Source organism: Lysobacter sp. Soil_N_51, assembly GCF_057655755.1.
In genome coordinates this window covers 143,491-166,271 of record NZ_JBDGLR010000005.1, presented here as the reverse complement: position 1 = coordinate 166,271, position 22,781 = coordinate 143,491, and the positions used below count along the sequence as shown (strand labels likewise).

Below are 22,781 nucleotides of genomic sequence, written 5' to 3'. Positions count from 1 at the left end.
CCCAACGCACGAGAGTCATGCGCGGGGTGACCGGTAGGCCGAACACCTGCGAGCCGTGCTCAGGGATCAGGCGAACTCAGCCGTCCGGCCCGCCAACGCCCCCGCGAGCAACGCCATCCCGCGCCGCCCCGGCGCCATCACCATGCCGGTGGTGACCAACAGGAAACGCTCGAGCTCCAACGCCACGCAGCTGACCACGCAGAACGCGTCGCCTTCGCGGTGATGGATCAGGTGATGCAGCTCGATGCCGCGCTCCGCCAAGGTATCGATCAACTCGCGCAGCAACGCCGCCGGCGACATGCGTTCGCGCTGCGGATGCGACCACGCCGCATGCCGCATCCGCTCACGATCCACCTGGAAATACGCACAGGCGCGCAGCTTGGGATACTCGGCCAGGGCCTGCAGCACCTGCCGGCTGTAATCGCCGACGCTGGCCAGACGTTGCCCGACCACCACGGTCTGCACCAGTTCGGTCAAGGCGCGGATCGCCGCGTGCTCGGCGTACAGCGACGCGCCGTAACCGGTGGGAAACACCGCTTCGCCATCGACAATGCGGTCGGTGGTGGCGATGAAGGCCGGCACGCCCAGGTCGCTGGTCGTATCGATCAGCAGCACCTCGCGGCCGAGCTGCGCGCTCGCGGCCCTGTGCACGGCCGCGACCGATTCGGGCAGTGAGGCCGGGTCGACCCAGGCACCGAAGCGCGAAGACTCGCCCAGGTAATGCGCGACCAGAAACAGCGACCACGAATCGCGCTCGATCAATTCGCCGATCGCGTGCACCGCGGCCTCTTCCAGGCTGGCGCCGATCGCCGTGCCGCTGTTGGAACCGTAGCGGATCACGCTGCTGTAATCGAAGTCGTCGCCGGGCAACAGATCCGCCAGCGCATTCGGTCGGCACAGGAACGCCGGCACCGCGAAATCGTCGCCGTCGCCGAAGAACGGGCGATAGCGCAGGCAAGTCAGCTGCCGCGTTGCCTGCCGTCGCAACTCGGCGAAAAACGGCAACGCGACGTAACGCGGATCGGCGAACAGCATTGAGGCCGCGCGCAACTCGGCGCGTTCCTGCGGCGCCGAGGTATTCGCATAGACGTGTTCGACCGCTTCGTACAGCGCGCCGACCCGCGCCGCGTCGCGCTCGCCCTTGCCGAAGCCGCTGCCGATGGCCTCGCCGTCGGCGTCGTGCAGCATGCACACCGCGCCTTGCAGACCCGTGTCGGTGCTGTCGATCTGAGCGCGCCACCCTTGGCGCGCGAGAAAAGCGTCGATCGCCCGCTGCGCATCGGCCAGCGACCGCTCGCGTTCCAACGGAATCATGCCCGCGCTCCTTGCCTGATGGCCTCGCAAAAACGAAGCGGCCCGGGCGGAGCCGTGCCGCTTCGGTCGTACCCCGCCGCTTACTTGGCGAGCAGATCGAGGATCGCCTTCTCTTCCGGCGTCGGCGCCGGCGCCTGGTTCTGGCTGACCTGCTGCTGCGCGGCGATGGCCAGGGTGATGGCATTCTTGACGATGGTCGTTCCGATCAACTTCTTCATACAGTCCCTCGTAAGTGTCGATGCGTGCGATAAGTCCCTGCAGCGCCGGCGCAAGGCGGCTGTGATACGCGCCCGCGGCGGCCTGCCGGTCAGCAATACGCCCGCCGTGGCCGGCGCGTCAATCGTCGCCCGGCACCGGGCGATGCGGTTGTGCGACTGCAACCACAGATTCGCGGGCTCCGACACGCCGGGGGCGTTACGGCGCGGGCTTCGCCGACAGCGCCGCGTACGCCTTGCGGCCGACCGAGGCCGACAGGCTGTTGAGGCCCTGAATGATGTTGGACGAGGTGTCCTTGACCTCATGGTCGCGATCGCGATAACGGATGCGCAGCGCGAGACGGTCGCGCCCTGCCATGACCCCGAACATCACCCGCACGCCGGGCGGACGCTGGCGGATATCGGTGATCGTGACTTCGGCGACTTCGGTCTCGGACACGGTGGCCGAGTGCTCCTGCGCTTCTTCGGCGTAGGCCTGCTCGATCAGCGGCGGCACCTTGTCGTTGTGCTCGCACTCGCCGCAGTCCCAGACGATGTGCAGCTTGGGCACGGTCGCCTGTGCCGACGCGGCGGCCGGCGGCGATGTGGACGGTTCGGGCGCGTCCTGCGCGAACGCAGACGCGGAGACGAGCGAACAAAGCAACAGCGCCGACGACAAATTACGTGTAATCACACATCCCTCCTGGAGTGTTCAAGGTTTCCAATCGTTGCTCGGCGACGCGAACGCAGATCCGCGCTCCCTCGCCGACGCGGCATCATGCCCGATGGTTCAACCGCGCGCGACGCGCTCTGGCAAAACAAACTCGATCGGCACCCGCGCAACCGCTTCCACCGCCTCGCCGTCGCGCACCCGCGGCTGGAAACGCCAACCGCTCAACACCGCGGCCAAGGCCGCCTCGTCGAGCGCGCGATGGCCACTACTGCGCGCGATCCTCGCCGACAGCGGCACGCCGTCGACACCGACGACCACCTCGATCTCGACCGAGCCGCTGAGCCCGGCATGCAACGCTTTACGCGGGTACGCCGGTGCGGGCGAAGCGACGGCCTGCAGCGGCAGATCGACACTCGCGCGGTAATGCGCTGGCGGCAGCCGCAACGTGTCCAGCAGGCTCGGCACCGTCAGCGGCAACGTCGGCGCAGGATCGATCGACACGCGCACGTGTTTGTCGATCGTCAGCCGATCAGGAGAGGGATGATCGCCACCCAGGTCGCAGCCAATCGTCCAGCCGTCCGAAATCGGATGCGGATACGGGATTGGAACAACGATCGAATCGCCGGCCGGCACGTACGCCGATCGCTCGAACGGATTGACCGGCAACGTCACCGCCAGCAGCAACCACGCATGCAAGGCCAACGCCCCGGCGATAGCCGACACCCGCAGCACATTAGGCCGTTCGCCACGCCGCGGCGACGCGCTCGCCCGCAGCCCCCCGCCTTCGCCTGCCGCATCCATATCAGCCCCCAAGACCAGCGTGATGTAGGTCACGAATATGCGCATGCGCCGCTAAGATCGCAAGCCCGAACAGGACCGTTCGTCCAAGGAACCCATGAGTCCGCCATCGCCCCGCATCGTCGCCCTGGCCGACCTCGCCGACGCCTACCGCGTCCCCGATTACATGCCGGCCGACCGGCGCATCCTGGTCGTCCCCGGCGACCTCAGCGTCGACGGCGACCTGCAACTGGAATGGGACCGCCCCGACGGCAACGCCCACCCGCCGCGGCACGACTGGCGCGACGTCGCCGGCTGCCCGCCCGGCGAAGCCATCGACGGCGTCGCCATCGAAGGCAGCCTGCACGTCGGCGGCGCGATCATCAGCCAATGGGCCGGCCCAATGCTGCTGGTACGCGAGCACCTGCGCGCGCGCAGCCTGATCGCCGGCGGCGCGTTCATCCGCATCCGCGGCGACGCCGACGTCACCGACACCGTGCTCGGCCACACCAACCACGGCGAGCTGTACATCGACGGCACCGCGACCGCGCCGCTGCTGATCTGGGACGACCACTTCTTCAACGCGGCCACCATCAACGCGCCTTACACCTTCGACACCCGCGCGGCCGCGTGGGACGACTGGGGGTACGACGACGACCTGGATGGTTACCCGCTGCCCGAGCAGTTGAAGCCGGTGCTGAGAGAAGAGTTCAGGTGCTGGGATGAGGTGATGGATGCGTTGCGGGCGGGGAAGGAAGTGGTCAAAGCGAACTTCTGCGATCAGGCATCGTCGAGCTGACGATCCACGTACGCGCCACCGATCAGCCAGCGAACGCCATCGTCGGATGCGACCCACATTTGACGATTCAAACGCGAGGTCCAATCCCCTTCTGCGTCTGTTGAGCCTGCTCGACCGGAGCCGCGGCTGGCGACGGCTGAGACTGCAACGCCGCCAGCGTAGGCAACGACTCTTCCAACGGCGTCTGCGCCGCTGCCTGTCCGGCAACGCCCGCGCGGCGATGCGCGGGGTCGTTCAATTCGCCCTCGACGGCGAACACATGACGCCCCGATCCATCGGGTGCGGGCCGACCGACGACGACGTGATCGGGACGCTCGATCCCGCGCTGCCGGCACTCGACGGCCAGACAGGCCGCGATGCGATCCAGATCGGTCGCAGGCGGCACCGGTCCGTGCTGCGCGAATGCAGCGGGCAATTGGTCGCGTAATTCCCGGACGAGTGCGCGGCCAGACGATTCGACCGGTACGGAAGACGAATCCGGATGACGCAGCAGGCGTTGGTAATCGCGAAGGTACAGATCGCGCTGGGTCAAGCGACCATCCTGATTTTGATCCCCCAGGCCATCGGCACGCGTGTACGGTTGATCGACGACGACCTTTGCCATCGCCTCGATCACCGACGCATCGTCCAGGCTTCCATTCTTCCAGCCGTCGTATAACTGTGGCCAGTCCAGGCCCATCGTGCTGTAACCAAGATCGCTCCACCTGGGTCTGAACGACGGCTCGCTTTTACTCAGATCGGCAAAGATGGGAAATGCGTTGAAGATCGCCCGAGCCTCCTTTTCGCTGCGGAATTGAACGTAGTCGTCGGCGCTTGCGTTCTCGGGAAAAACCGCATGACGATCCTTGTCGTGACCTACCTCGTGAGCCATGCGCGAAAACAATCCCACCACGAGATGCGCCCCCTGATCGGTCTTCGAAAACTCGTAGTGGCTTTTGTTGACGCGAATTTCGCGATGCGGTTCCGATCGATAGGCGGCCAAGGGCTCGGAAGGATCTGCCACCAACCGCCCGCCATTGGAAAAGAACTCCTTGAAATCAGCACTGGCATGCGAGGACTTCAAAACCAGCGACTGAAATTCCCGAGGCAGATCGAGGAACTCCGCATTGCGGGTCAGCAACTGTGTATTTTCCTCGTATCGCTTGCGTTCTTCATCGTTCATACAACCCCCAACTGATCCATCGACGATCTTGGCTTCTATACTGCGTTTGACCTGTCGGCACCCAAGGACCGGAACATGGCGACCAAGCTATGCATCACCTCAATCCGATTGACCTTCGGCTGCCTTGTCTTCGCGACCGTGGTTGCCGGCTGCACCAGCGCGCCATCGATCGGCACGGCGCCTTCGGCGTCCAGCCTGTCGATAGAACAGGTGGTGCGATTGCCCGCCGAAAACGGACATCAAGGCCTCGATCAAGTGGTTCGCGCCCTGCAGGCACGCTACGGCCAACGCTCGGACGTAGAACTGTCCCCGCGCACCAATACCCAGACGCCCATTACCCTGGCCGACGGCACGGTCATCACTCAGGTAGTTACCAACATCAACCTCAGCGATGAAGTAGCGAGGGATGTGTTTCTTGGGATCGCGGAGCGTCCTTGCGTGGATGCCCATCGCATTGCGGCAATGATCGACGCGAAGAAGGGCTACGAGGTTGATGGCGATGACATAACCACCAGCCATTCGAGCTATTTCTTCCAAAGCGCGCAGATCGACATTGAAATGGATGCGCAGCGCCCAGGCCCGGCTTGCGTGCGTTCCATCGCCATCTACAAACGCCTCCCGCAACAGGCATTGCCTCGTCGGTAAACAAGCGATAGAACCTCCGCATCATCACGGCCGATGTCTGCCGATCGCGCTGCACGCCACATCGTTGTGGCTCCCCGCCGCCCGCTCACAGCGCCGAACCGGGCATTAACTCGAAGGCAATCGGTATCTCGCTGATAGCGCGAGTGTTCACCTCTCTCATCCATGACTCCATCCTCGCGGCATTTACCTGCAATCGCGCGTCTTATACTAGCGCCAGTTATCGATGGATCGATCATGAAAAGCAGGCCACGGCACCCAATGCGCAACTCTGTGTTTCGCATTTCCGTGTTGGCTGTATTTTTGGTGAGCTGCAGCACCTATCAAACTAAATCCGCACACGATGCGCTCGATACTCAGCGCCTGATTCGATTACCTGCACAACTCGGCGCCGCCGGTGTCGACCAAGTGACTTCCGCACTGCAAGCACGCTACGGCGTTGCTTCAGGCACGCCACTGTCCCCGTTCGTCAACAGCAAAGCTCCTGTTTCGCTCGATGACGGCGCGGTCATTGTCCAAACCGTGACCAACCCCGGTGCCCGCGATGTGCGAATAGACCTCGCGGCAACGCCTTGTCTGCCCGTCGCGCGCGCGGCCGATTGGATCGGCGCCAAGCGCATGCTCGCCACGGCCGGCAGCGACATCGTCACCGGACACGTGGACTATCGGTTCGATAGCGTTGAGGTGCGTATCGACCTGACCGGCGATTACGGCGGACAGGAATGCCTTCGGGTGATTGAAATCTACAAGCAGCAGTAGCCGTGCAGCCGCCGCCACGATGAAGTGGCGACGTTGACGCACCGAAGGATCGGAACAGGGCGGCAACGTATCGTCATCACGTACGGCGCGCGACTGTAGCTTTCTCTGGCGCTTGCCTCGTCAGGAAGCTGCGCCTCCACCAGATCCGCAACCTGGTTTTCGCCCACTCACCACAAACCGGACAACGTCAGTTGGACGGGCCTTCGTGTTCGCGCAACTTGCGGCACTCGTGCGGCCATTTGCAAAGCGCCAGGGGCTCGGACTCCCAATGCTGCGCGAAGTACCAGCAGTCGGATTTCTTCTCAAAGCTGTCGGTCACGCCACCGTCGATCACGACGTCGTATCGGGTCGCGGACACACGCTTGATCTTGAACCCCGCGAGCGGCGGAGGCGGACGCTTGCGCCGGGTATCGCGTGGCTTCGTCCAGCGCTCGGATGCCGTCAGAACTTCGGTGTCGTACACATACACGTCGCGCGCGGCGTCGTAGCGATACTTGACGCTTGGTACGTCGCCGCGCTCCTCGACGTGCCAACGCGGGAATTTTGGATCGCCCGGCTGAGTGTTGTGTTCCCAGTAATAGGGAAACTTGGCCTTGTACGGCCATAGCGAATAGGCCGACTGCACCGCGCCACGGTTGGCGAATGCCTTCAAGAATTCCTTGAAGTCGGCGGATGGGCAGGCCACCGATTGCCCCACCGGCTCGGTGACGACCGACGGCGCTTTTGCAGGCGCCCCCTCATCCGATACAGAACCTCCCACCGCACTACCGGCGCTGCCCCACAGACAGAGCGCGGCGAGCGCGCTGACACGTCGAAGCCCTCTCCAGCGCCCGACCGGCTTGGTTCGCGGCGAACGTCCCTGTAGACCGATCATGCGTTTTCTCCTGTTACGCGTGGACAACCTTACGCGGCCGGTGGCTTCGGCGTCACGCACTCTCGGCCTCTCAGCGTCAGCGCTTTTGCCTGGTACTTGCACCCACTGTGTACCAACGGGCTGCGCGCGACGCTCCTGGCCGAGTTCAGTTGCACCGCAAGGCTGCATCGCAGAACCCGGGCTGCACTGCCAAGCATGGGCAATGCGCTTGCGAAGCCGCGACAGGCATTGAGGAAGGCCGGCGAGGTAGTCGCATGAAGCTATTTCGGATTCCGTAGCGCCGGCGAGGCATTCGCTAAAGCGAATTTTGCATTCCCGAATGCCGATTCGGTGTTCGCGTGAAGCGCTTTGGGACTTCGCAATCCAAATCTGCTGCTCGCGAAGGACGTTTTCGTACTCCGGAGTCCCGATTCGGGACTCGCGTAAAGCTTTTTCGGACTCCGCAGTCCCGATTTCGGACTCGTGAATGACTCTTTCGCTCTCGCGAGTCCCGATCTGCTGCTCACGTGCAGCCATTTCGGATTCCGAAGCAGCAATTTGCGATTCGTATGGAGTTTTTTTGGACTCCGGAATCAATCGCCGGGCTTTCGATGAACCTTTTTCGGACTACGGAATGGAAAAAATACATATCGATGGTACATGTCGGGTCGGACGAAGCCCGCTCAACATCGGGAGTCGTTCTTCACCGTGCTGGCGTCGGCAGCTTCACTCCGGCGACGACTCGGTCAGACCCGGCTCAGCGCGTGCGCGGCGTCGCCCGCGCCTTGCGGGCTGGGCGGGTACGCGTGGCCGGTGGGCTGACGCGCGCCTTCAGCTCCATCGCGAGGCGGCGCTGCTCGGATTCGGGCAACAAGCCGAAGGCGAGGATCACCTCGGCCAGATCGGCGTTGTCCGCGTAGAGGTAGGCCAATGGAACGCCAAGGGAGTCAGCCCAATCTCGGGCGATCGCCAAATTAGCTTCGCCTAAGACGACCTCGCGACGCTGAGTTGAGTTGGCAAAAGGCGCTTGTGTTGCGGGAACGGGCATGCGCGACTCCTTCCGAACATTGCTGCGGCTATTCGTGATGACCGATCCAGAGATCACCAACGCCTTTATATCCCGTTTTGGGGTAATTTCAACCCATTTTGGGATATGCAATGCGAAGAAAGACTCGCGATCCACAACAAAGGTGCAGCGCGAGCATGCAGATGGTTACTTGCGGGACTTAGCGACCTGCCGGATGACATCGCCCGGATCGACGCCTAGGCAGGCGCACACGTGCATGAAGTCGATGACATCGAGCCGGCGCTCGCCTAGCTCGTACTTGGAGACGAACGATTGTGCTCGGTGCAGCTTTTCGGCTACCTGGGTCTGAGTCAGACCAGCGCGTTCACGGGCCTCGACCAACAGCTGTCGCAAACACAGGTATTCGGGCTTGTTGAGGACAGTAGGCACCTGGAAAGCCTAAAGCCCCGACCCAGATAACCCATTTTGGGCTATGCATGCTCCGCAGTCGTGACTCAACTACTAGTGACTCCGCCTTGATTAGGCGCGCTATATGCAGATGTCCTATTTTCAATGATTCATCCGTTTTTACTCACTGCGCTAGACACAATAGATTGTTATCAGCGCCCACCTAACGATGAACAGGGGAAGGAGATGGCTTGGTACGTTGACAATTCGAAGCTAGTTAAATCTGACGGCAATCGCATCTGGTGGAAAAGCACTTACGGTCCGGGCGATGATGTACCCGTCTCTGGAATCTATAGATGCCCTGGTTGTAATAAAGAAATAACCTGCAACGCGCCAGACCGCTTCCCCCCACAAAACCTCCACCAACATGACGCGACGCAGGGTGCTGTGAGATGGAAATTGGCGGTCAGAACAAACACTAACGGCGTGTGACTGACACGCGAAACTATCGATGGACGTCAAGCCATAACGAAATTAAATTAACTATCGTTGAGGTGAAATCGCTTCAGGATGTCAACTCAATTTCCCCTCCTGAAGCGATATCATATGGCCGTCGTAGGGTCTTGAAGTCGCAACGATTGCGAAGACCTATCGTAATATTCATCGATTCGCGCTACAACGCTCTTCTCCAAGAGATAGACTACCCAGATGACCAGTTCTTCTCATCGAAGCCCCCTCGGTATCGGCATCTATTCATATGCCGATGCGGCGCGCTTTATCGGAGCAGAACCCCGAGAGCTTAGACGATGGATGCTGGGCTATACGCATAAAGGTCCAAATGGAAGACAGACATTCTCGCTCCCTCTATGGGATAGCCAACTTATTGAATCCGATATTGAAGGCCTTGGCTTTAAAGATTTGATCGAGCTTAGATTTGTACATACGTTTCGGAACGAAGGCGTCCCCTTACACGTAATTCGGCGAACACTATCAGTTGCAAAAGAGCGTCTTTCCACTCCCTACCCCTTCACTTGTAAAAAATTCAAAACCGACGGCAAACGGATATTCATGGAGGTAATCGAAGAAACAGGTGAGGAATCGCTCGTAGACGTAGAGAAACAGCAGAACGTAATACAAAAAGTCATCGGCCCCTCACTTCGTGAAGGAGTGGAGCTGGATATGCAAGGCGAAGCGACTCGCTGGTTTCCCTTGAAGAGGTCACGCGCCATAGTTTTTGATCCGGCTCGTAAGTTTGGCCAGCCAATCCTCTCTGAATTCGACATACCCACAGCAGCGGTTGTTGAAGCCGTTAAAGCGGAAATGGGAGATGAAAAGCGGGTAGCCAGGATGTACGAAATCCCTTTAGCTGCAGTACGGAGAGCCTTAGAATTCGAGAATAAGGCGACTGTCGCATGAAGGCACAACTTGACGAGAATTTGCCCCCCTCTCTCGCCAAGGCCCTCCATTGCCTTGCTCAGTCAGATGAGCACGAGGTTCTTCACGTCAGTGACCTAGTCCCTCGCGGTACGAACGATATTGATTTGTTCAAAGCTGTTGCAGTAGCCGGAGTGCAATTGCATATCACACAGGATCACCACCATCGCAGACAAATAGAACGCGATGCAATCGCAGGCTCGGGGTTAGTTGTGTTCGTGCTAAATAAAGGATGGTCCGAGCAACCCTTTTACAACAAAGCAGCAAGATTAGTGGAATGGTTGCCTCGCATCTTCGAACAAGCTGAATCCATTCGTCCACCTGCTGTTTTTCGCGTTCCCTGGAAAAAGCAAGGAAAGGGGAAGTTCGAGCAAGTACGCATAGCTCGCTAAAACGGGGAATTTAAGATCCAACCCGGACCACTAAAAAGATAACAATAATAAATAATTATGGCCAACACCTTTATATGAAAATTCACGTTAATTCGTGATGCAACGATGCCAACTCTCAATCTAAAAACATCCGAAGTAAAAGCCTTTCTTCCAGCACGCGACTTCGATCTATCAAAGCGCTTCTACGAAGCCTTAGGCTTCACCATCCCCTGGTCCGACGACACCCTCGCCTACGTCCACCACGGCCATTGCAGTTTCCTGCTGCAGAACTTCTACGTCCCCGAGCACGCGCGTAATTTCCAGATGCATCTGCTGGTGGAGAACGCGGACCATTGGTGGCGGCATCTGGACGAGCAGAAGATCGCGCAGACGTTCGGGGTGGAGATCGGGGCGCCGGAGGATCGGCCGTGGATGCTTCGCGATTTCACGCTGGTCGATCCGAGCGGGGTGTTGTGGCGGATCGGGCATAACTTGCCGTTGGGGTGAGGGGCGGTGGGGCGCGGGGGTTGGGCGGGGTGCGTTGATGGTTGAAGTGGCGCGGTCGCGGCTTACGCCGCTCCTACAGGGGATACGAAGCTGGCGGCGGGTTTGGTTTGCGGGTGATGCGGGGTTGGGGGAACGGGTTGTGGGGCAGGCAGAAACGAAACGGCCGCGAGGAGCGATGTGGGCTCCGACGCGGCCGTTTGGTTTTTAGCGCCGGGTTGGACCCGGCGCGATTGCAGGCTTACTTGCTCGGACGCTGATCCGCCGTCTCGTCGCGCGCGGCGCGGAACTCGGAGTCTTCGCTCCAGTTCGGCCACTTGTTGGAGTTGGCCAGTTCATTGCCCAGGGTGTAGAGGATCTGCATGTCGCGGGCCATGCCGGCGAAGGTCCAGGTGGGCTCCCACTGGTCGGCGGGCTGGTGGTAGCGGTCGCGGGTGTAGGCGTCGCTCTCGGCCTTGCCGGCCGCGACGCCGCCGTCGACCTTGTCTTCGCCCGAGCCGAACGAGATAGCCGGCACGCCGCGCTTGGCGAACGGGAAGTGATCGGAGCGGAAGAAGTAGCCGGCTTCGGGCTTCGGGTCGTCGACGTAGCGCAGGTTCCAGCGCTGGGCGGTGCTGATGAGGTCGGTCAGCAGGTCCTGCTTGGCGCTGCCGGAGGTGGTGAAGTCGCGCGAGGGGCCGGTCGGGTCGAGCGCGTCCATGTTGATGACGGCGACGGTCTTGGCCAGCGGGTACAGCGGACGCGCGGAGTAGTACTCCGAACCCAGCAGGCCCTTTTCCTCGGCGGTGACGTTGAGCAGCACGATCGAGCGCTGCGGCTTCTTGCCCTTGGCGAAGGCGCGGCCGATTTCGATCAGCGCGGCGGTGCCGGTGGCGTTGTCGACGGCGCCGTTGTAGATCTTGTCGCCCTTCGCATCGGGCTGGCCGACGCCCAGGTGATCCCAGTGCGCGCTGTAGATGACGGTTTCGTCGGGCTTCTTGCTGCCGTCGATGCGGCCGACGATGTTCTGCGAGGTGATGACCTGGCTGTCGACGGCGTAGTTGGCCGACAGGGTCACGTTCTTCAGCACGACCGGCTTGAACTCGCGGGTCTGGGCCTGCTTCTTGAGTTTTTCGAAATCCAGGCCGGCGCTCTTGAACAGGCTGACGGCGAGGTCGCGCTGGATCCAGCCTTCCATGGTCGGATGGGTGGCGCTGGGCTTGTCGCGCACCACGTCGAACATGGTGTTGGTGTTGGAGTTCTTGACCGTGGCCCAGCCGTACGACGCCGGGTCGGTTTCGTGGACGATCAGCAGGCCGAGCGCGCCGCGGCGGGCGGCTTCTTCGAACTTGTAGGTCCAGCGGCCGTAGTAGGTCATGGCCTTGCCGCCGAAGTCGCCACTGGCCGATTCGAAGTCCGGGTCGTTGATCAGCACGACCGCGATCTTGCCTTTCAGGTCGACGCCCTTGAAGTCGTCCCACTGGCGCTCGGGCGCGGCGACGCCGTAGCCGGCGAACACCAGCGGGGCGTTCTTGAAGCTCACGGTCTTGGAGCCGTCGAGCGCGGCGCGCACGGCGATCTCGTTGCCCTGGGTGAGGGCGCGGGCCTTCTTCTTGACCGCGACCGACAGGGTCGGGGTGCCGGCGATTTCGGTGCGCAGCAGCGGCACGGCCTGGGTCCACAGGCGCTTGCCGTCCTTGAGGTCGCCGCCGGGCTGGATGCCGGCCGCCTTCATCTGGGCGACGACGTAGTCGATGGTCTTGGTCTCGCCGGCGGTGGCCGGGCCGCGGCCTTCGAACTCGTCGGAGGACAGGGTCTTGACCTCGTCGGACAGGCGCTTGGTGTCGAAGGCCGGGGCTTTGGGCGCCTTCGGGGCTTTGGCGGGCTTGGCGGCGTAGGCCGGCAGCGACAGGACGGCGGCGCAGAGCACCGCCAGGGGCGTGGCGATTGGCAACTTCATTGGGAGGCCCTCGGTAGGTCGGCCGATGGTAGCTAGGTGGGGGTGAAGGGTCTATCGGGCTTTGGCTGGGGATGGGGGGTGGTGGGGTTTGTTTGTGGTGAGGATGGGATCGATGTGTTGGTGGGTGATGGTGGGTGATGGTGGACGGGCTAAAAGCGAATCCCCCCTGCCCCCCTTTTGCAAAGGGGGGAAAAGCAGGGCGCGGGGGGCTGGGAGATGGTCGGCCCATTGGTTGATCGGGCTGTCGTTATGTACGAGCGCGCGAGTCAATTCGCCCACTTTGAAAAAGGGGGCTGCGCCCTGCGCTGCGTGAGGTTGGGTTGTAGTGGCTGGCGCGGGGGATTTGCTTTTGCGCTTGGTGTTGGAGGAAGAGCAAATCCCCCCTGCCCCCCTTTTTCAAAGGGGGGAAAAGCACGGGTTTTCGGTTAGCGCATGCGGAGTTGGACGGCGCGGAAACTCAAACGCCGCGCACGCGCATCGGATTCGGCGCGGGGTTCGGCGCGGTGGCCGGCAGGTCGCGGATCAGTTTGCCGAACTCGCACACCGCCGGCGCGGCTTCGAGCGAGTTCCAGATCAACACGAACTCGGCGTCGGGCAAGGTCGGCAGGCCGTATTCGCCGTCGACGATGCGCATGCCCGGTTCGACGTCGTCCTCGGCCATCACCGTGATCGCCAGGCCGGCGAGGATCGCCGCGTGCAGGCCCTGCTGGCTCGGCGAGGTGAACACCACATGCCATTCGACCGCGGTGCCGTCCAACGCGGAGATGCCGACTTGCCGGTTGATGCACGGCGGCGGGAAAAACGCGAACGGCAACGAGGTGTTCGCGGCGACATCGAAGTAATCGGCCGCGACCCACACCCAGCGCGTGCGCCGCAATACGGTGCCGGCGCCGCTGCCCGGCAAGGCGATGATCACCGCGAGGTCGAGTTCGTCGGCTTCGACCATCTGCCGCAGGTCCATGCTCATGCTGACGCTGACGTCCAGACGGATCGATGGGAACGCGCGCGCGAACTGACACAGCACGTTGGGCAGACGATCGCCGATGAAATTCTCGGGTACGCCGAAGCGGACCACGCCGGCGATCGGCGAGGGCTGGAAGCGCCGGGTCAATGCGTCCAACGATTGCAGGATCTGGCCGGCATGGCGCAGGAAGTCTTCGCCGTCTTCGGTCAAGGTCAGGCGCCGTGTGGTGCGGCGCAGAAGCGGGCGGCCGACTTGTTCTTCGAGGCGGCGGATCTGGTGGCTGATCGCCGACTGGGTCAGGTGCAGGCGCTCGGCGGCGCGGGTGAAGCCGCCGGTTTCGGTGACGGCGACGAAGGTGCGCAGCAGGGCCGGGTCGAAGTCCATGGGCTCAGGATACGGCGATTGATGATGGGCCGTAATGGGTTCCACAAAATTAAATCATTTCTCTCATGAGTCGGGGACGGGGAGAATGATCGGTGTCGCTCGATTGGCGACGCCGCCCATCGCCGCGAGGCCGCGAGGTCTGTTGTGGGAGGGGCTTCAGCCCCGACGCTTTCCGCTCAGATTGCGAAAGGCCTCAGTGACCTGGTCGAGAGCGTCGGGGCTGAAGCCCCTCCCACAACAGACCTCGAAGCTGAGCTGCGGTCTTGCACAAACCAACTGGCTGGCTGGCGACGCATCCACCTTTGACTACTCGCAACGCAACCGCGCCGCAGCCATCAAACGCGGCAATGCGAAGCCCTGCCCCATCGTTTCCCAGGACACCCCATGCCCCTGTCCCAATCCGGCAAGAACACCCTCGCCCTCGCCGCGGTCAGCCTCGCCGCGCTGATGTTCGGCCTGGAGATCTCCAGCGTGCCGGTGATTTTGCCGACCCTGGAAAAACAACTGCACGGCGATCTGCGCGACATGCAGTGGGTGATGAACGCCTACACCATCGCCTGCACCACGGTGTTGATGGCCGCGGGCACGCTGGCCGATCGCTACGGCCGCCGCCGTGTGTTCGTGCTCAGCGTGATCGCGTTCGGACTGACCTCGCTGATCTGCGGCGTGGCGCAAAGCATGCCGGTGCTGATCGCGAGTCGTTTCGCGCAAGGGATTGCCGGCGGCGCGATGTTGACCTGCCAGATGGCGATCCTGTCGCATCAGTTTCAGGCCGGCCGCGAACGCGGCCGCGCGTTCGCGATCTTCGGCATCGTGTTCGGCGCCGGGCTGGGCTTCGGGCCGATCATCGGCGGCGCGATCGTCGCGCTGTCGAACTGGCACTGGGTGTTCCTGGTGCATGTGCCGCTGTCGGTGTTGACCTGGGTGCTGATCGCGCTCGGCGCGCAGGAGTCGCGCGATCCCAATGCGCATAAGCTCGATCGCGCCGGCATCGCCACCTTGTCGCTGGCGGTGCTCGGGTTGACCTATTACCTGACCCAGGCGCCGGAACAAGGCTTCGCCAGTCCGGTTGCATTGGCCGCGCTGGCGATCGCGGTGATCGGTTCGATCGCGTTCGTGATCGCGGAAAAGCGCAGCGCGCATCCGATGTTCGATTTCGCGGTGTTCCGCATCCGCGATTTCTCCGGCTCGATCATGGGATCGATCGGCATGAACTTCAGCTTCTGGCCGTTCATGATCTACCTGCCGATCTATTACCAGAGCGCGCTGGGCTACGACACGGTCAGCGCGGGACTGGCATTGCTGGCCTACACCTTGCCGACCCTGTTGATGCCGCCGCTCGCCGAACGTTTGTCGGCGCGCTATTCGTCCGCGGTGGTGATTCCGCTGGGGCTGTTCGCGATCGGCGCGGGCTTTGTGGCGATGCGCTACGGCAGCGCGGTCGAGCATGCCAGTTGGCTCAGCATGCTGCCCGGCGCGCTGCTGGCCGGCGCCGGCCTGGGCCTGACCAATACGCCGGTGACCAATACCACCACCGCCGCGGTGCCGAGTTCGCGCGCCGGCATGGCCGCGGGCATCGACATGAGCGCGCGCTTGATCACCTTGGCGATCAATATCGCCTTGATGGGTCTGATCCTGGTCGCGGGCATCGCCGCGCATCTGCATGAGGTGTTCGGCGCGCGCTTCGACGGCGCGCAGTTGCGGCAACTGGCCGGGCGGATCGCGGCCGGCGATGTCAACGCTTTGCAGTCGGTCAGTGGCGGCGCCCACGAGGTCGCGCATGCCGCGTTGATCCAGGGCTTCGAGTGGGTGCTGTGGTACGGCGGCATCGGCGTGTGCGTGCTGGCCGCGCTGAGCCTGGCGATCTTCGCGCCGGGCCGCGCGCGCTCGTCGGCGAGCGACGCGCAAGAAGCGTCGTGCGCGCAGTGAGCGCACGACCTCAGAAGAACGCGATGCCCGGCCGCAGCACGACCTGGAAGATCAGCAACTGCGCGATCACCGCCGCCACCGGCAGCGCCAGCGAACGCGCGGGCGCGATGCCCGCCACTCGCGCCGACGCGGTCGACCACGCCGCGGCCTGCAGCCACCACACGCCGATCACGAACTCGGCGATCGGCACGATCGCGACCTGATCGAGACTGCCCGGCACCCGCATCGCGATGATCAACGGCAGCGCCAGCAACGCCGGCAGGGTCGCGATGCGGAACATGAAACCGCTGCGCCGTCCGGGTGTGGCGATGTCGCCGGCCTGCGGTGCGAGCGCGAGCAAGGGCTTGGCGAAACCGATCGCCAGCGCGGCGATGATCGGCAACGCGGTCAGCCCCAACGCGAGCTTGGTGCCCGCGCCGAGCTGCAGATAATCGAAGGCCATGCCGACATCGTTCTGCGGCACCACCGAGCCGACCACGATCTGCGGCAACGACTGGAAGTAACCGTGGAACGCCATCCAGATCGCGAACAGCCGCCAGCCCATGCCGCGCGGCGGACGCAGCTTGAGCCACACGGTACAGGCGATCGCGACCAACAATATCGCCAACGCGCCGGTGCCCTGGAACAGATGCGCGAGCGGGTTGTCGCCGTCCCAGTTGTGATTGTTGTGGAACAAGGTCGGCCGCAGGCCCGGGGTCAGCGCCTTGGGCACCACCAGGAACACTTCCTGGATGAAGAAGATCAGGCTGAAGCTGAATGCGTACAGCGCGGTGGAATGGAGGGTCGGCCGCCAGCTCCATTCGCTGCGCGGCGCCGCGCTCGCGGCCGTGCCGCGCGAGCGCAACACCCCGACCGCGCCCCATAACAGCGGGCCGACCACGACGGCCAGCAGCGAAGCGATTACGACTAGTTGTACGGTAGCGTTCATGCGGATGCCGAAAACTTTGGATTGCTGCAACAGATACGGCCGGCGCGGCGACGGTTGCAGCCGCTGCAAGGATTTCTTTTGCCTGCCGCGAGAATTCCTCGTTTGTCGCGCTCACCCCCGCCGCCAATAATCGGGGTCCCCGAAGGAGACCTGCCCATGCAACGACGCGATTTTCTGCAATGCGCCAGCGGCCTGCTGCTCGCCGTCGGCGCGAGCGCCAGTTTCGGCGCCGCCGCGCTGAGCCTCGCACCGCCGGCCAAGCACGATGCCAACCCCGGCGACTGGCAGTCGCGCCTGCACGATCTGGAAAAGCACAGCGGCGGCCGGCTGGGCGTGGCCGTGCTCGACACCGGCAACGGCCAGCGCTTGGCGTGGCGCGAGAACGAACGCTTCCGCATGTGCAGCACGTTCAAGTACCTGCTGGCCGCGGCGATTCTGCGTCAGGTTGAATTGGGCAAAGTCACGCTGTCGCAGCAGGTGCCGATCACCGCCGCCGACATGATCGCGCATGCGCCGTTCACTCAGCCGCTGGTGGGCCGCAGCGCCAGCGTCGCGCAGCTGTGCGAGGCGACGGTGACCTTGAGCGATAACCCGGCGGCGAATCTGCTGTATCCCTTGGTCGGCGGACCGCAGGGCCTGACCCGGTTCCTGCGCGAGATCGGCGATGGCGTCACCCGCACCGACCGCACCGAACCCACGCTCAACAGCGGCGCGCCCGACGATCCGCGCGACACCAGCACGCCGACCGCGCAGGTCGCCACGATGCAGCGCCTGCTGCTGGGCGATGCGCTGAAGGAATCCTCGCGCAAGCAGTTGATCGCCTGGCTGGTCGCCAACAAGACCGGCGACAAGCGCCTGCGCGCGGGCCTGCCGGCCGGGGTCCGGGTCGGCGACAAGACCGGCAGCGGCGACGATGCGACCAACGACGTCGCGATCGTCTGGCCGCCGGGCCGCGCACCGGTCCTGATCGTCAGCTATCTGGCCACCGCCAAGCTCGACAGCGCCGGCCGCGACGCGGTGCTGGCCTCGGTGGCGCGCATCGTGAGCGAGCAACTCGGCATCGGCGCGGCGCGGCGCTGAGTTCGCGCTCGGCGGCATCCGACAACGAAGTGTCATCCGACCGAGCGGCTTGCTGGCCGCTCGGTCATTTGTGCGCCACGCGAACGCTCCTTTTGCTCGCACAGCAACGCTGATCTCAGGCCGACGCCCGTCTGCGTCCGATCGCCGCGGGTGCCCGTGCCCGCCACTTTGGCCGGTGGCGGCCGGCGATTACGTTCCGACAGATAACCCAGTGCGCCACTGCCCGAGTCGCCACCGGGCCGCGCGGCGCTGGTTCACGCTCGTGCGAGCCCCTCCCTGCATCCATGGCCACACGCATCTCAATCCGCAAGGACGGCCCGCTCGATCACCAACACCACGCGTAGCATCAGGGAAGAACAGGGGGAACATATGCATCGTATCGCTCAGGACAGCGGGCCACCGCGTGGCCGGCAGGTCGTCGTTCGCCCGAGGCGCGGCACGACGCCCTCGAATTTGGCCATCGTGCTGGGTCTGGCATTGGCAGGAGCAAGCGTCATGGCGATCGCTCAGGAAACCGTCGACACGATCAATCAGGATACCCTGCGTCTGAACGCGGAAACCGCCCGGCTCACCGCCGAAACCGCGCGCCTGACCGCGCAGCGCGTGCGCGATCAGGCCGCCGCGCCGGTAGACGATCGTTTAAAAACATTGCAGGCCCAAAACGCACTGGAAAACGCCGAGAAAGACTTGGCGAACTCCGCCACCGAAGCACGCATCGCCCAGGCGTTCGGTACGGTCAAGAATGCCTCCTATACCGGCGCGGTCGAACTCAACGACAAGGCCGGCACGCTGGAAGCCAGGCTGCTGGCGACCAAGGCGATCGCCGCCGCATCACAGCGGATCTGCGCGCAGTTGTGCGGGAAAATCGGTGAGCGCCGGGTCCTCGTCGCCGCCGGGACGAGTTATCGATCGCCCGAACGCCTGGAGCTGTACCGATTCCGGGTGAAGATGCTCAAGCAGGTGCTCGACTCGGCGCTTACCAGCACTCGATCCAGTGGCGGTGCCGAAACCGCGTCCGCCCTGCCGGCGGTCGTGTCGGCCGGATTGGACGCCGCGGGCAAGTTGCTCAGCTTCTTCAAGTCCGACTACAAGATGCTGGGCTTCGATCAGACCACGGACGAATCGGTGGCCATGTACGCCGTAGCCGGCGGCTTGTCCCAGCACGGCGCCCGGGTGTACTGGCCGGCCGTGCAAATGCCCGCGCAGCGCGCCCGGGCGCTGGAGAGCATCGTCACCGAACTGCAGGGGCTGCTCAAGCTGCGCAACCAGGCCCAGACTCGGGCTGTCGCGCTGGCGGCGCTCGCCGCGCGCGAGGAGCGTGTCGCCGCGGAGGATGGCGAAGACAAGGAACAGGCACTGGCGGAAGCCGCGAGTTATCGCAGCGACGAAGCGGTACTGCGGGAGGCCGTTAGCGGTTACGACGCGCTGCTGGTTTCGTTGACCACCCCGAGTGGAACGCCGGCTCGCGATCCAATCATCGATCTGGTCAGCGACATGGCGCTGGAATCAACCCTGCAAGGCGCGGGCGACGACACTGGCTCGCTGTTGCTGCTCATCCGACTGGAAAGCGCGGGCGGCGGCATGTTGTTGAAGAAAAATCTGCTGACCGGCCTGGGCGCGCCACCGCTGTATCACATGGGCGGCGCAGCCGTGTCCTATCTGTTGCTGGACGGCCGCGATGGACGCGTAATCGACGGCGGCACCATCGCGCAGCACGGCGGCTATACCAAATCCTCTCGTCTCGCATCGACCCTGGGCCAGTAAGGTCCAGCGCAATCCAGCAAACGGAATCATTCGCCATGGAAAGCGTGCTGCTCGATATCGTCTCGGCCTGGGACGCAGAACAAAAGACTCGCGTATCGCCGGACTCATCGGTCCGTTTCGTCATCGAAGCGCCGCCGCCCGAGCGCGACCTGCATGCCGCCGTCGCCTCGGTGCTGGCCTTGGAGTTCGCGCTCGCTGCGCTGTTCGACGACGGCGAATCTTCGGAAGATTTCATCCTGCTGACCGTGCCCGGCGTGGATCGGCCCGATCGCGCCGATCTGTTCGAAGTCGCCAACGCGTTGCGGGCGGCGACCGGCGCCACCACGGTCGAACCCGATGTGGGCAGCGATTACTACCAGCAGCAGTCGCCGCCGCCGGACGGAGGATCGGTCGAAGCGGCGAACTGGACATTCTGGTGCTGGGCCAAGGAACAGCCGCAGGAGCCGGACTGGGCGGTCGAGCGGATCAAAGCGCCCAATGCCTGGGACTATTCGCAACAGCTAGGTCGACCGCATGGCGGTGAAGGCATCTCGGTGTTCCAACCCGACACCGGCGTAGTCCATACCCATACCGCACTGCCCCGCGACATCGCCGACGATCCGCGCTCGGCCAACTTCGTCGAGCCAGGGAAAAAACCGATCGACCCTTTGCTGCATGGCATGAACCCAGGCCATGGCACCGGTACCGGCAGCGTGGTGATCAGCGCGAACGGCACCATGCGCGGCAGCGCGCCGAAGGCTCGACTGGTACCGATTCGTTGCACCGAATCGGTCGCGGTGTTCGATCAGAGCCGGGTCGCCCAGGCGATCGACTATGCCCGTCGACAAGGCGCGCACGTCATCACCATGAGCCTGGGCGGCGTGCCCAGTCGCGCGCTGCACGCGGCGGTGCGCAAGGCGGTGAGCGCGGACGTGATTGTGCTGGCGGCCGCGGGCAACTGCGTGACCGAAGTGGTCTGGCCGGCGCGCTACGCCGAAATGATCGCGCTGGGCGGCACCAACGAAAAAAGCCAGCCATGGCGTGGCTCATGCCGCGGCGAATCGGTGACGGTGTCGGCACCGGGCGAGTTCGTTCTGCGCGCCGATGGCAACGACACCATGCAACCGCCCGCGCGGGTTTCGGCCAGCGAGGGAACCTCCTTCGCGACCGCGCTGACCGCCGGCGTGGCGGCACTGTGGCTGGCGCATCACGGCCGCGACGCGCTGATCGCCGAGGTAAGCAAGCCGCATACGTTGCAGGACATGTTCCGGCGGCTGCTGAGCCGTTCCGCCGATAAACCGAAGGACTTCGACCACGATCGTTTCGGCGCCGGTATCGTCGACGCGCTGGAACTGCTCAAGCTCGCGCCGGCCAGCGCCTGGGGCGGCGTCGAGACCGCTCGCCCCGTCGCCGAGGACGATGTCGAGGCGTCGCTGCGCCATCTTCTGGCCGCAGCCTATGGCCCGACCGGCGCGGAAGCCGCGGCCCCCGCGCTCGACGATCCACAACACCACGCCGAACTGGCCTGCGCGGCATTCGATCGGCTGCGGGTGCAGCCCACGCTGCGGGCTCGGGTCGAAACCCCGCCGACCCCATCGCTGTCGCCGAGCCTGCGCCGGCTGATCGGCGCACCGCTCGATGCACCGGAGGACCTCACGTGAGCCTGGATCTGAAAGAACCCGAAGCCGCTTTGCTGGAGCAATCCGCGGGACGCGCGTTCAAGCTTCTGGGCACCCGGCATCACGACCCATTCGAGGCCGCCGAGTTCCTCGCAAGCGACCGGCCGCGGCGGGGCGCGCCCGATGATCACGACCGTGCACTGATTGCACGCAGCTTGCTCAGCCGCTGGAGTCAGGCGGCCAAAGCCGATCTGACCGGTCGCGACCGCAGCCAGGAAGCCGACCTGCTGGCCGGACAGTTGATCCAGCAAGCGCAGGACGCGATGCGGGTGATGGTCGACGACGGCCCGAACGCGGCCTTGTCGCTGTCGCATACCCTGGCGCTGGAATCGGTGATCCTCAGCCGCGGTCGCCCGGCGCTGCGGGTCATGCAGCACGCGATCGAACCCATCGACGACGATCGCCATCCCGGCTCGGATTTCTGGCGCGCGATACTCGACGAGCACGAACGCGCCCTGGCGACGACCGCCTCGGCAGTCGCCGCGGTGATGGTCAAGGACCACTTCGCGTCCACCCCGGAAACCGTGGTCGGCACCGCCTGGCTGCTCGGCCCCAATCTGGCCATCACCAACCGGCATGTGCTGTTTCCCGACTACGGCCTGCGCCTGGCGCGACGTCAGCCCGGAAACCCGACCCAGGCGCGGCTTAAGTCCGATGTCGGCGTGTCGCTGGATTTCGCCCACGACAACGGCCCGGCGCGCCAGCTGCGTTATGCGGTGGACGCGGTGGTGTTCGTCTCCCAGCCCAATGACCCGGTCGACGTAGCGCTGTTGCGGGTGAAGCCGATGGCCGGCTCGTCCATTGCCGCGCCCAGGCCGCTGACACTCAATGCCGATGCCAACGAATGGGATGGCAATTTCGTCTACGCCGTCGGCCATCCCGGCCGGATGGCTCACGTGCCGAGCGATATCGCCGCGGTGTTCGGCAACCCCGATGGCCGCAAGCGCGTAAGTTTCGGCGAGTTGATGGATCCCGATCCGAACAGCGCCGTCGATCTGCTCTACGACGCGTCCACCATCGGCGGTTATTCCGGTGGGCCGGCCACGCCGATCGGCTCGGAAGGCGTGATCGGCCTGCACTACTGGGGCGGCGATGTGAAAAGCGGCAATCGGGCCATCATCGCCAGCGCGTTGCGGGCGCATGCGTTGAATCAGTTCCTGCCCGACTGAGCGATCGTGCCGGGTGCGTGGCAGCAATGACACGCTGCGTCTAAAATTCGAATCCGTACATGCCTCGCCC

23 protein-coding genes are annotated in these 22,781 nt (G+C 63.9%); 12 read left to right on the top strand and 11 right to left on the bottom strand.

All coding sequences use genetic code 11. The features are described 5' to 3' along the window. Window positions 1-66 precede the first annotated feature (66 nt). From AC3A4T_RS10420 to AC3A4T_RS10405, 4 genes are all read right to left on the bottom strand, one after another. Entirely contained in the window at window positions 67-1,314 is a 1,248-nt protein-coding gene (locus AC3A4T_RS10420; protein ID WP_487675328.1) for a YcaO-like family protein, read from the bottom strand. A gap of 80 nt (window positions 1,315-1,394) precedes the next feature. Then, window positions 1,395-1,532, bottom strand: coding sequence for a hypothetical protein (locus tag AC3A4T_RS10415; RefSeq protein WP_157476005.1), 138 nt, complete (start codon window positions 1,530-1,532; stop codon window positions 1,395-1,397). Window positions 1,533-1,728: 196 nt separating this feature from the next. Beyond that, on the bottom strand, window positions 1,729-2,202 hold the full coding sequence (locus AC3A4T_RS10410; protein ID WP_487675327.1) for a hypothetical protein: 474 nt from the start codon (window positions 2,200-2,202) through the stop codon (window positions 1,729-1,731). 96 nt (window positions 2,203-2,298) lie between these two features. Further along, window positions 2,299-3,027: an energy transducer TonB gene (locus AC3A4T_RS10405; protein WP_487675326.1), complete on the bottom strand. Its 729-nt coding sequence runs from the start codon at window positions 3,025-3,027 to the stop codon at window positions 2,299-2,301. Window positions 3,028-3,076: 49 nt separating this feature from the next. On the opposite strand from AC3A4T_RS10405, the gene AC3A4T_RS10400 reads away from it, so the two are divergent. After that, on the top strand, window positions 3,077-3,757 hold the full coding sequence (locus tag AC3A4T_RS10400) for a hypothetical protein (protein WP_487675325.1): 681 nt from the start codon (window positions 3,077-3,079) through the stop codon (window positions 3,755-3,757). A 67-nt stretch (window positions 3,758-3,824) separates the two neighbouring features. On the opposite strand, the gene AC3A4T_RS10395 is transcribed toward AC3A4T_RS10400, so the two are convergent. Continuing rightward, entirely contained in the window at window positions 3,825-4,919 is a 1,095-nt protein-coding gene (locus tag AC3A4T_RS10395; protein ID WP_487675324.1) for an XVIPCD domain-containing protein, read from the bottom strand. Between the two features lie 75 nt (window positions 4,920-4,994). On the opposite strand from AC3A4T_RS10395, the gene AC3A4T_RS10390 reads away from it, so the two are divergent. Both AC3A4T_RS10390 and AC3A4T_RS10385 read left to right on the top strand, forming a co-directional pair. Next, on the top strand, window positions 4,995-5,564 hold the full coding sequence (locus AC3A4T_RS10390) for a hypothetical protein (RefSeq protein ID WP_487675323.1): 570 nt from the start codon (window positions 4,995-4,997) through the stop codon (window positions 5,562-5,564). 234 nt (window positions 5,565-5,798) lie between these two features. Then, on the top strand, window positions 5,799-6,320 hold the full coding sequence (locus AC3A4T_RS10385) for a hypothetical protein (protein ID WP_487675322.1): 522 nt from the start codon (window positions 5,799-5,801) through the stop codon (window positions 6,318-6,320). Between the two features lie 187 nt (window positions 6,321-6,507). Here the strand turns inward: AC3A4T_RS10385 and AC3A4T_RS10380 are convergent, their stop codons facing one another. The 3 genes from AC3A4T_RS10380 to AC3A4T_RS10370 form a co-directional block, all read right to left on the bottom strand. After that, a complete protein-coding gene (locus AC3A4T_RS10380; RefSeq protein WP_487675321.1) occupies window positions 6,508-7,194 on the bottom strand; it encodes a hypothetical protein in 687 nt (228 codons plus the stop codon). Between the two features lie 736 nt (window positions 7,195-7,930). Then, window positions 7,931-8,221: a hypothetical protein gene (locus AC3A4T_RS10375; protein WP_487675320.1), complete on the bottom strand. Its 291-nt coding sequence runs from the start codon at window positions 8,219-8,221 to the stop codon at window positions 7,931-7,933. A 165-nt stretch (window positions 8,222-8,386) separates the two neighbouring features. Continuing rightward, entirely contained in the window at window positions 8,387-8,629 is a 243-nt protein-coding gene (locus tag AC3A4T_RS10370; protein WP_487675319.1) for a helix-turn-helix domain-containing protein, read from the bottom strand. Between the two features lie 666 nt (window positions 8,630-9,295). Here AC3A4T_RS10370 and AC3A4T_RS10365 point away from each other — a divergent pair. The 3 genes from AC3A4T_RS10365 (at window position 9,296) to AC3A4T_RS10355 (ending at window position 10,899) form a co-directional block, all read left to right on the top strand. Continuing rightward, window positions 9,296-10,003, top strand: coding sequence for a DUF433 domain-containing protein (locus tag AC3A4T_RS10365; protein WP_487675318.1), 708 nt, complete (start codon window positions 9,296-9,298; stop codon window positions 10,001-10,003). Continuing rightward, window positions 10,000-10,413, top strand: coding sequence for a PIN-like domain-containing protein (locus AC3A4T_RS10360; RefSeq protein ID WP_487675317.1), 414 nt, complete (start codon window positions 10,000-10,002; stop codon window positions 10,411-10,413). The genes AC3A4T_RS10365 and AC3A4T_RS10360 overlap by 4 nt, the downstream gene beginning before the upstream one ends. A gap of 105 nt (window positions 10,414-10,518) precedes the next feature. Continuing rightward, window positions 10,519-10,899: a VOC family protein gene (locus AC3A4T_RS10355; RefSeq protein ID WP_487675316.1), complete on the top strand. Its 381-nt coding sequence runs from the start codon at window positions 10,519-10,521 to the stop codon at window positions 10,897-10,899. A 238-nt stretch (window positions 10,900-11,137) separates the two neighbouring features. On the opposite strand, the gene AC3A4T_RS10350 is transcribed toward AC3A4T_RS10355, so the two are convergent. Together AC3A4T_RS10350 and AC3A4T_RS10345 are read right to left on the bottom strand one after the other, a co-directional pair. Continuing rightward, window positions 11,138-12,835, bottom strand: coding sequence for a M28 family metallopeptidase (locus AC3A4T_RS10350; protein ID WP_487675315.1), 1,698 nt, complete (start codon window positions 12,833-12,835; stop codon window positions 11,138-11,140). A gap of 457 nt (window positions 12,836-13,292) precedes the next feature. Continuing rightward, the gene (locus AC3A4T_RS10345) at window positions 13,293-14,183 is read right to left on the bottom strand and encodes a LysR family transcriptional regulator (RefSeq protein WP_487675314.1); all 891 of its coding nucleotides are present in this window, start codon (window positions 14,181-14,183) and stop codon (window positions 13,293-13,295) included. Window positions 14,184-14,327: 144 nt separating this feature from the next. On the opposite strand from AC3A4T_RS10345, the gene AC3A4T_RS10340 reads away from it, so the two are divergent. Together AC3A4T_RS10340 and AC3A4T_RS10335 are read left to right on the top strand one after the other, a co-directional pair. Continuing rightward, window positions 14,328-14,489, top strand: coding sequence for a DUF6053 domain-containing protein (locus tag AC3A4T_RS10340; RefSeq protein ID WP_487675313.1), 162 nt, complete (start codon window positions 14,328-14,330; stop codon window positions 14,487-14,489). A 78-nt stretch (window positions 14,490-14,567) separates the two neighbouring features. Further along, window positions 14,568-16,112, top strand: coding sequence for an MFS transporter (locus AC3A4T_RS10335; protein WP_487675312.1), 1,545 nt, complete (start codon window positions 14,568-14,570; stop codon window positions 16,110-16,112). Window positions 16,113-16,122: 10 nt separating this feature from the next. On the opposite strand, the gene AC3A4T_RS10330 is transcribed toward AC3A4T_RS10335, so the two are convergent. Then, window positions 16,123-17,040 carry a hypothetical protein gene (locus AC3A4T_RS10330; protein WP_487675311.1) on the bottom strand — a complete coding sequence of 306 codons (918 nt, stop codon included), beginning with the start codon at window positions 17,038-17,040 and terminating at the stop codon, window positions 16,123-16,125. Between the two features lie 156 nt (window positions 17,041-17,196). Between AC3A4T_RS10330 and bla the strand changes: the two genes are divergently transcribed. The 4 genes from bla to AC3A4T_RS10310 all read left to right on the top strand — a co-directional run bounded on the left by bla (window position 17,197) and on the right by AC3A4T_RS10310 (window position 22,711). Then, complete coding sequence (gene bla / locus AC3A4T_RS10325) at window positions 17,197-18,120, top strand: class A beta-lactamase (protein ID WP_487675310.1); 924 nt, start codon at window positions 17,197-17,199, stop codon at window positions 18,118-18,120. A gap of 453 nt (window positions 18,121-18,573) precedes the next feature. Beyond that, window positions 18,574-19,884, top strand: a complete 1,311-nt coding sequence (locus AC3A4T_RS10320) for a hypothetical protein (protein WP_487675309.1) — start codon at window positions 18,574-18,576, stop codon at window positions 19,882-19,884. 35 nt (window positions 19,885-19,919) lie between these two features. Continuing rightward, on the top strand, window positions 19,920-21,524 hold the full coding sequence (locus AC3A4T_RS10315) for a S8 family peptidase (RefSeq protein WP_487675308.1): 1,605 nt from the start codon (window positions 19,920-19,922) through the stop codon (window positions 21,522-21,524). Beyond that, window positions 21,521-22,711 (top strand): trypsin-like serine peptidase, encoded by a 1,191-nt coding sequence (locus tag AC3A4T_RS10310; RefSeq protein ID WP_487675307.1) that lies wholly within the window; start codon window positions 21,521-21,523, stop codon window positions 22,709-22,711. The genes AC3A4T_RS10315 and AC3A4T_RS10310 overlap by 4 nt, the downstream gene beginning before the upstream one ends. Window positions 22,712-22,781 lie beyond the last annotated feature (70 nt).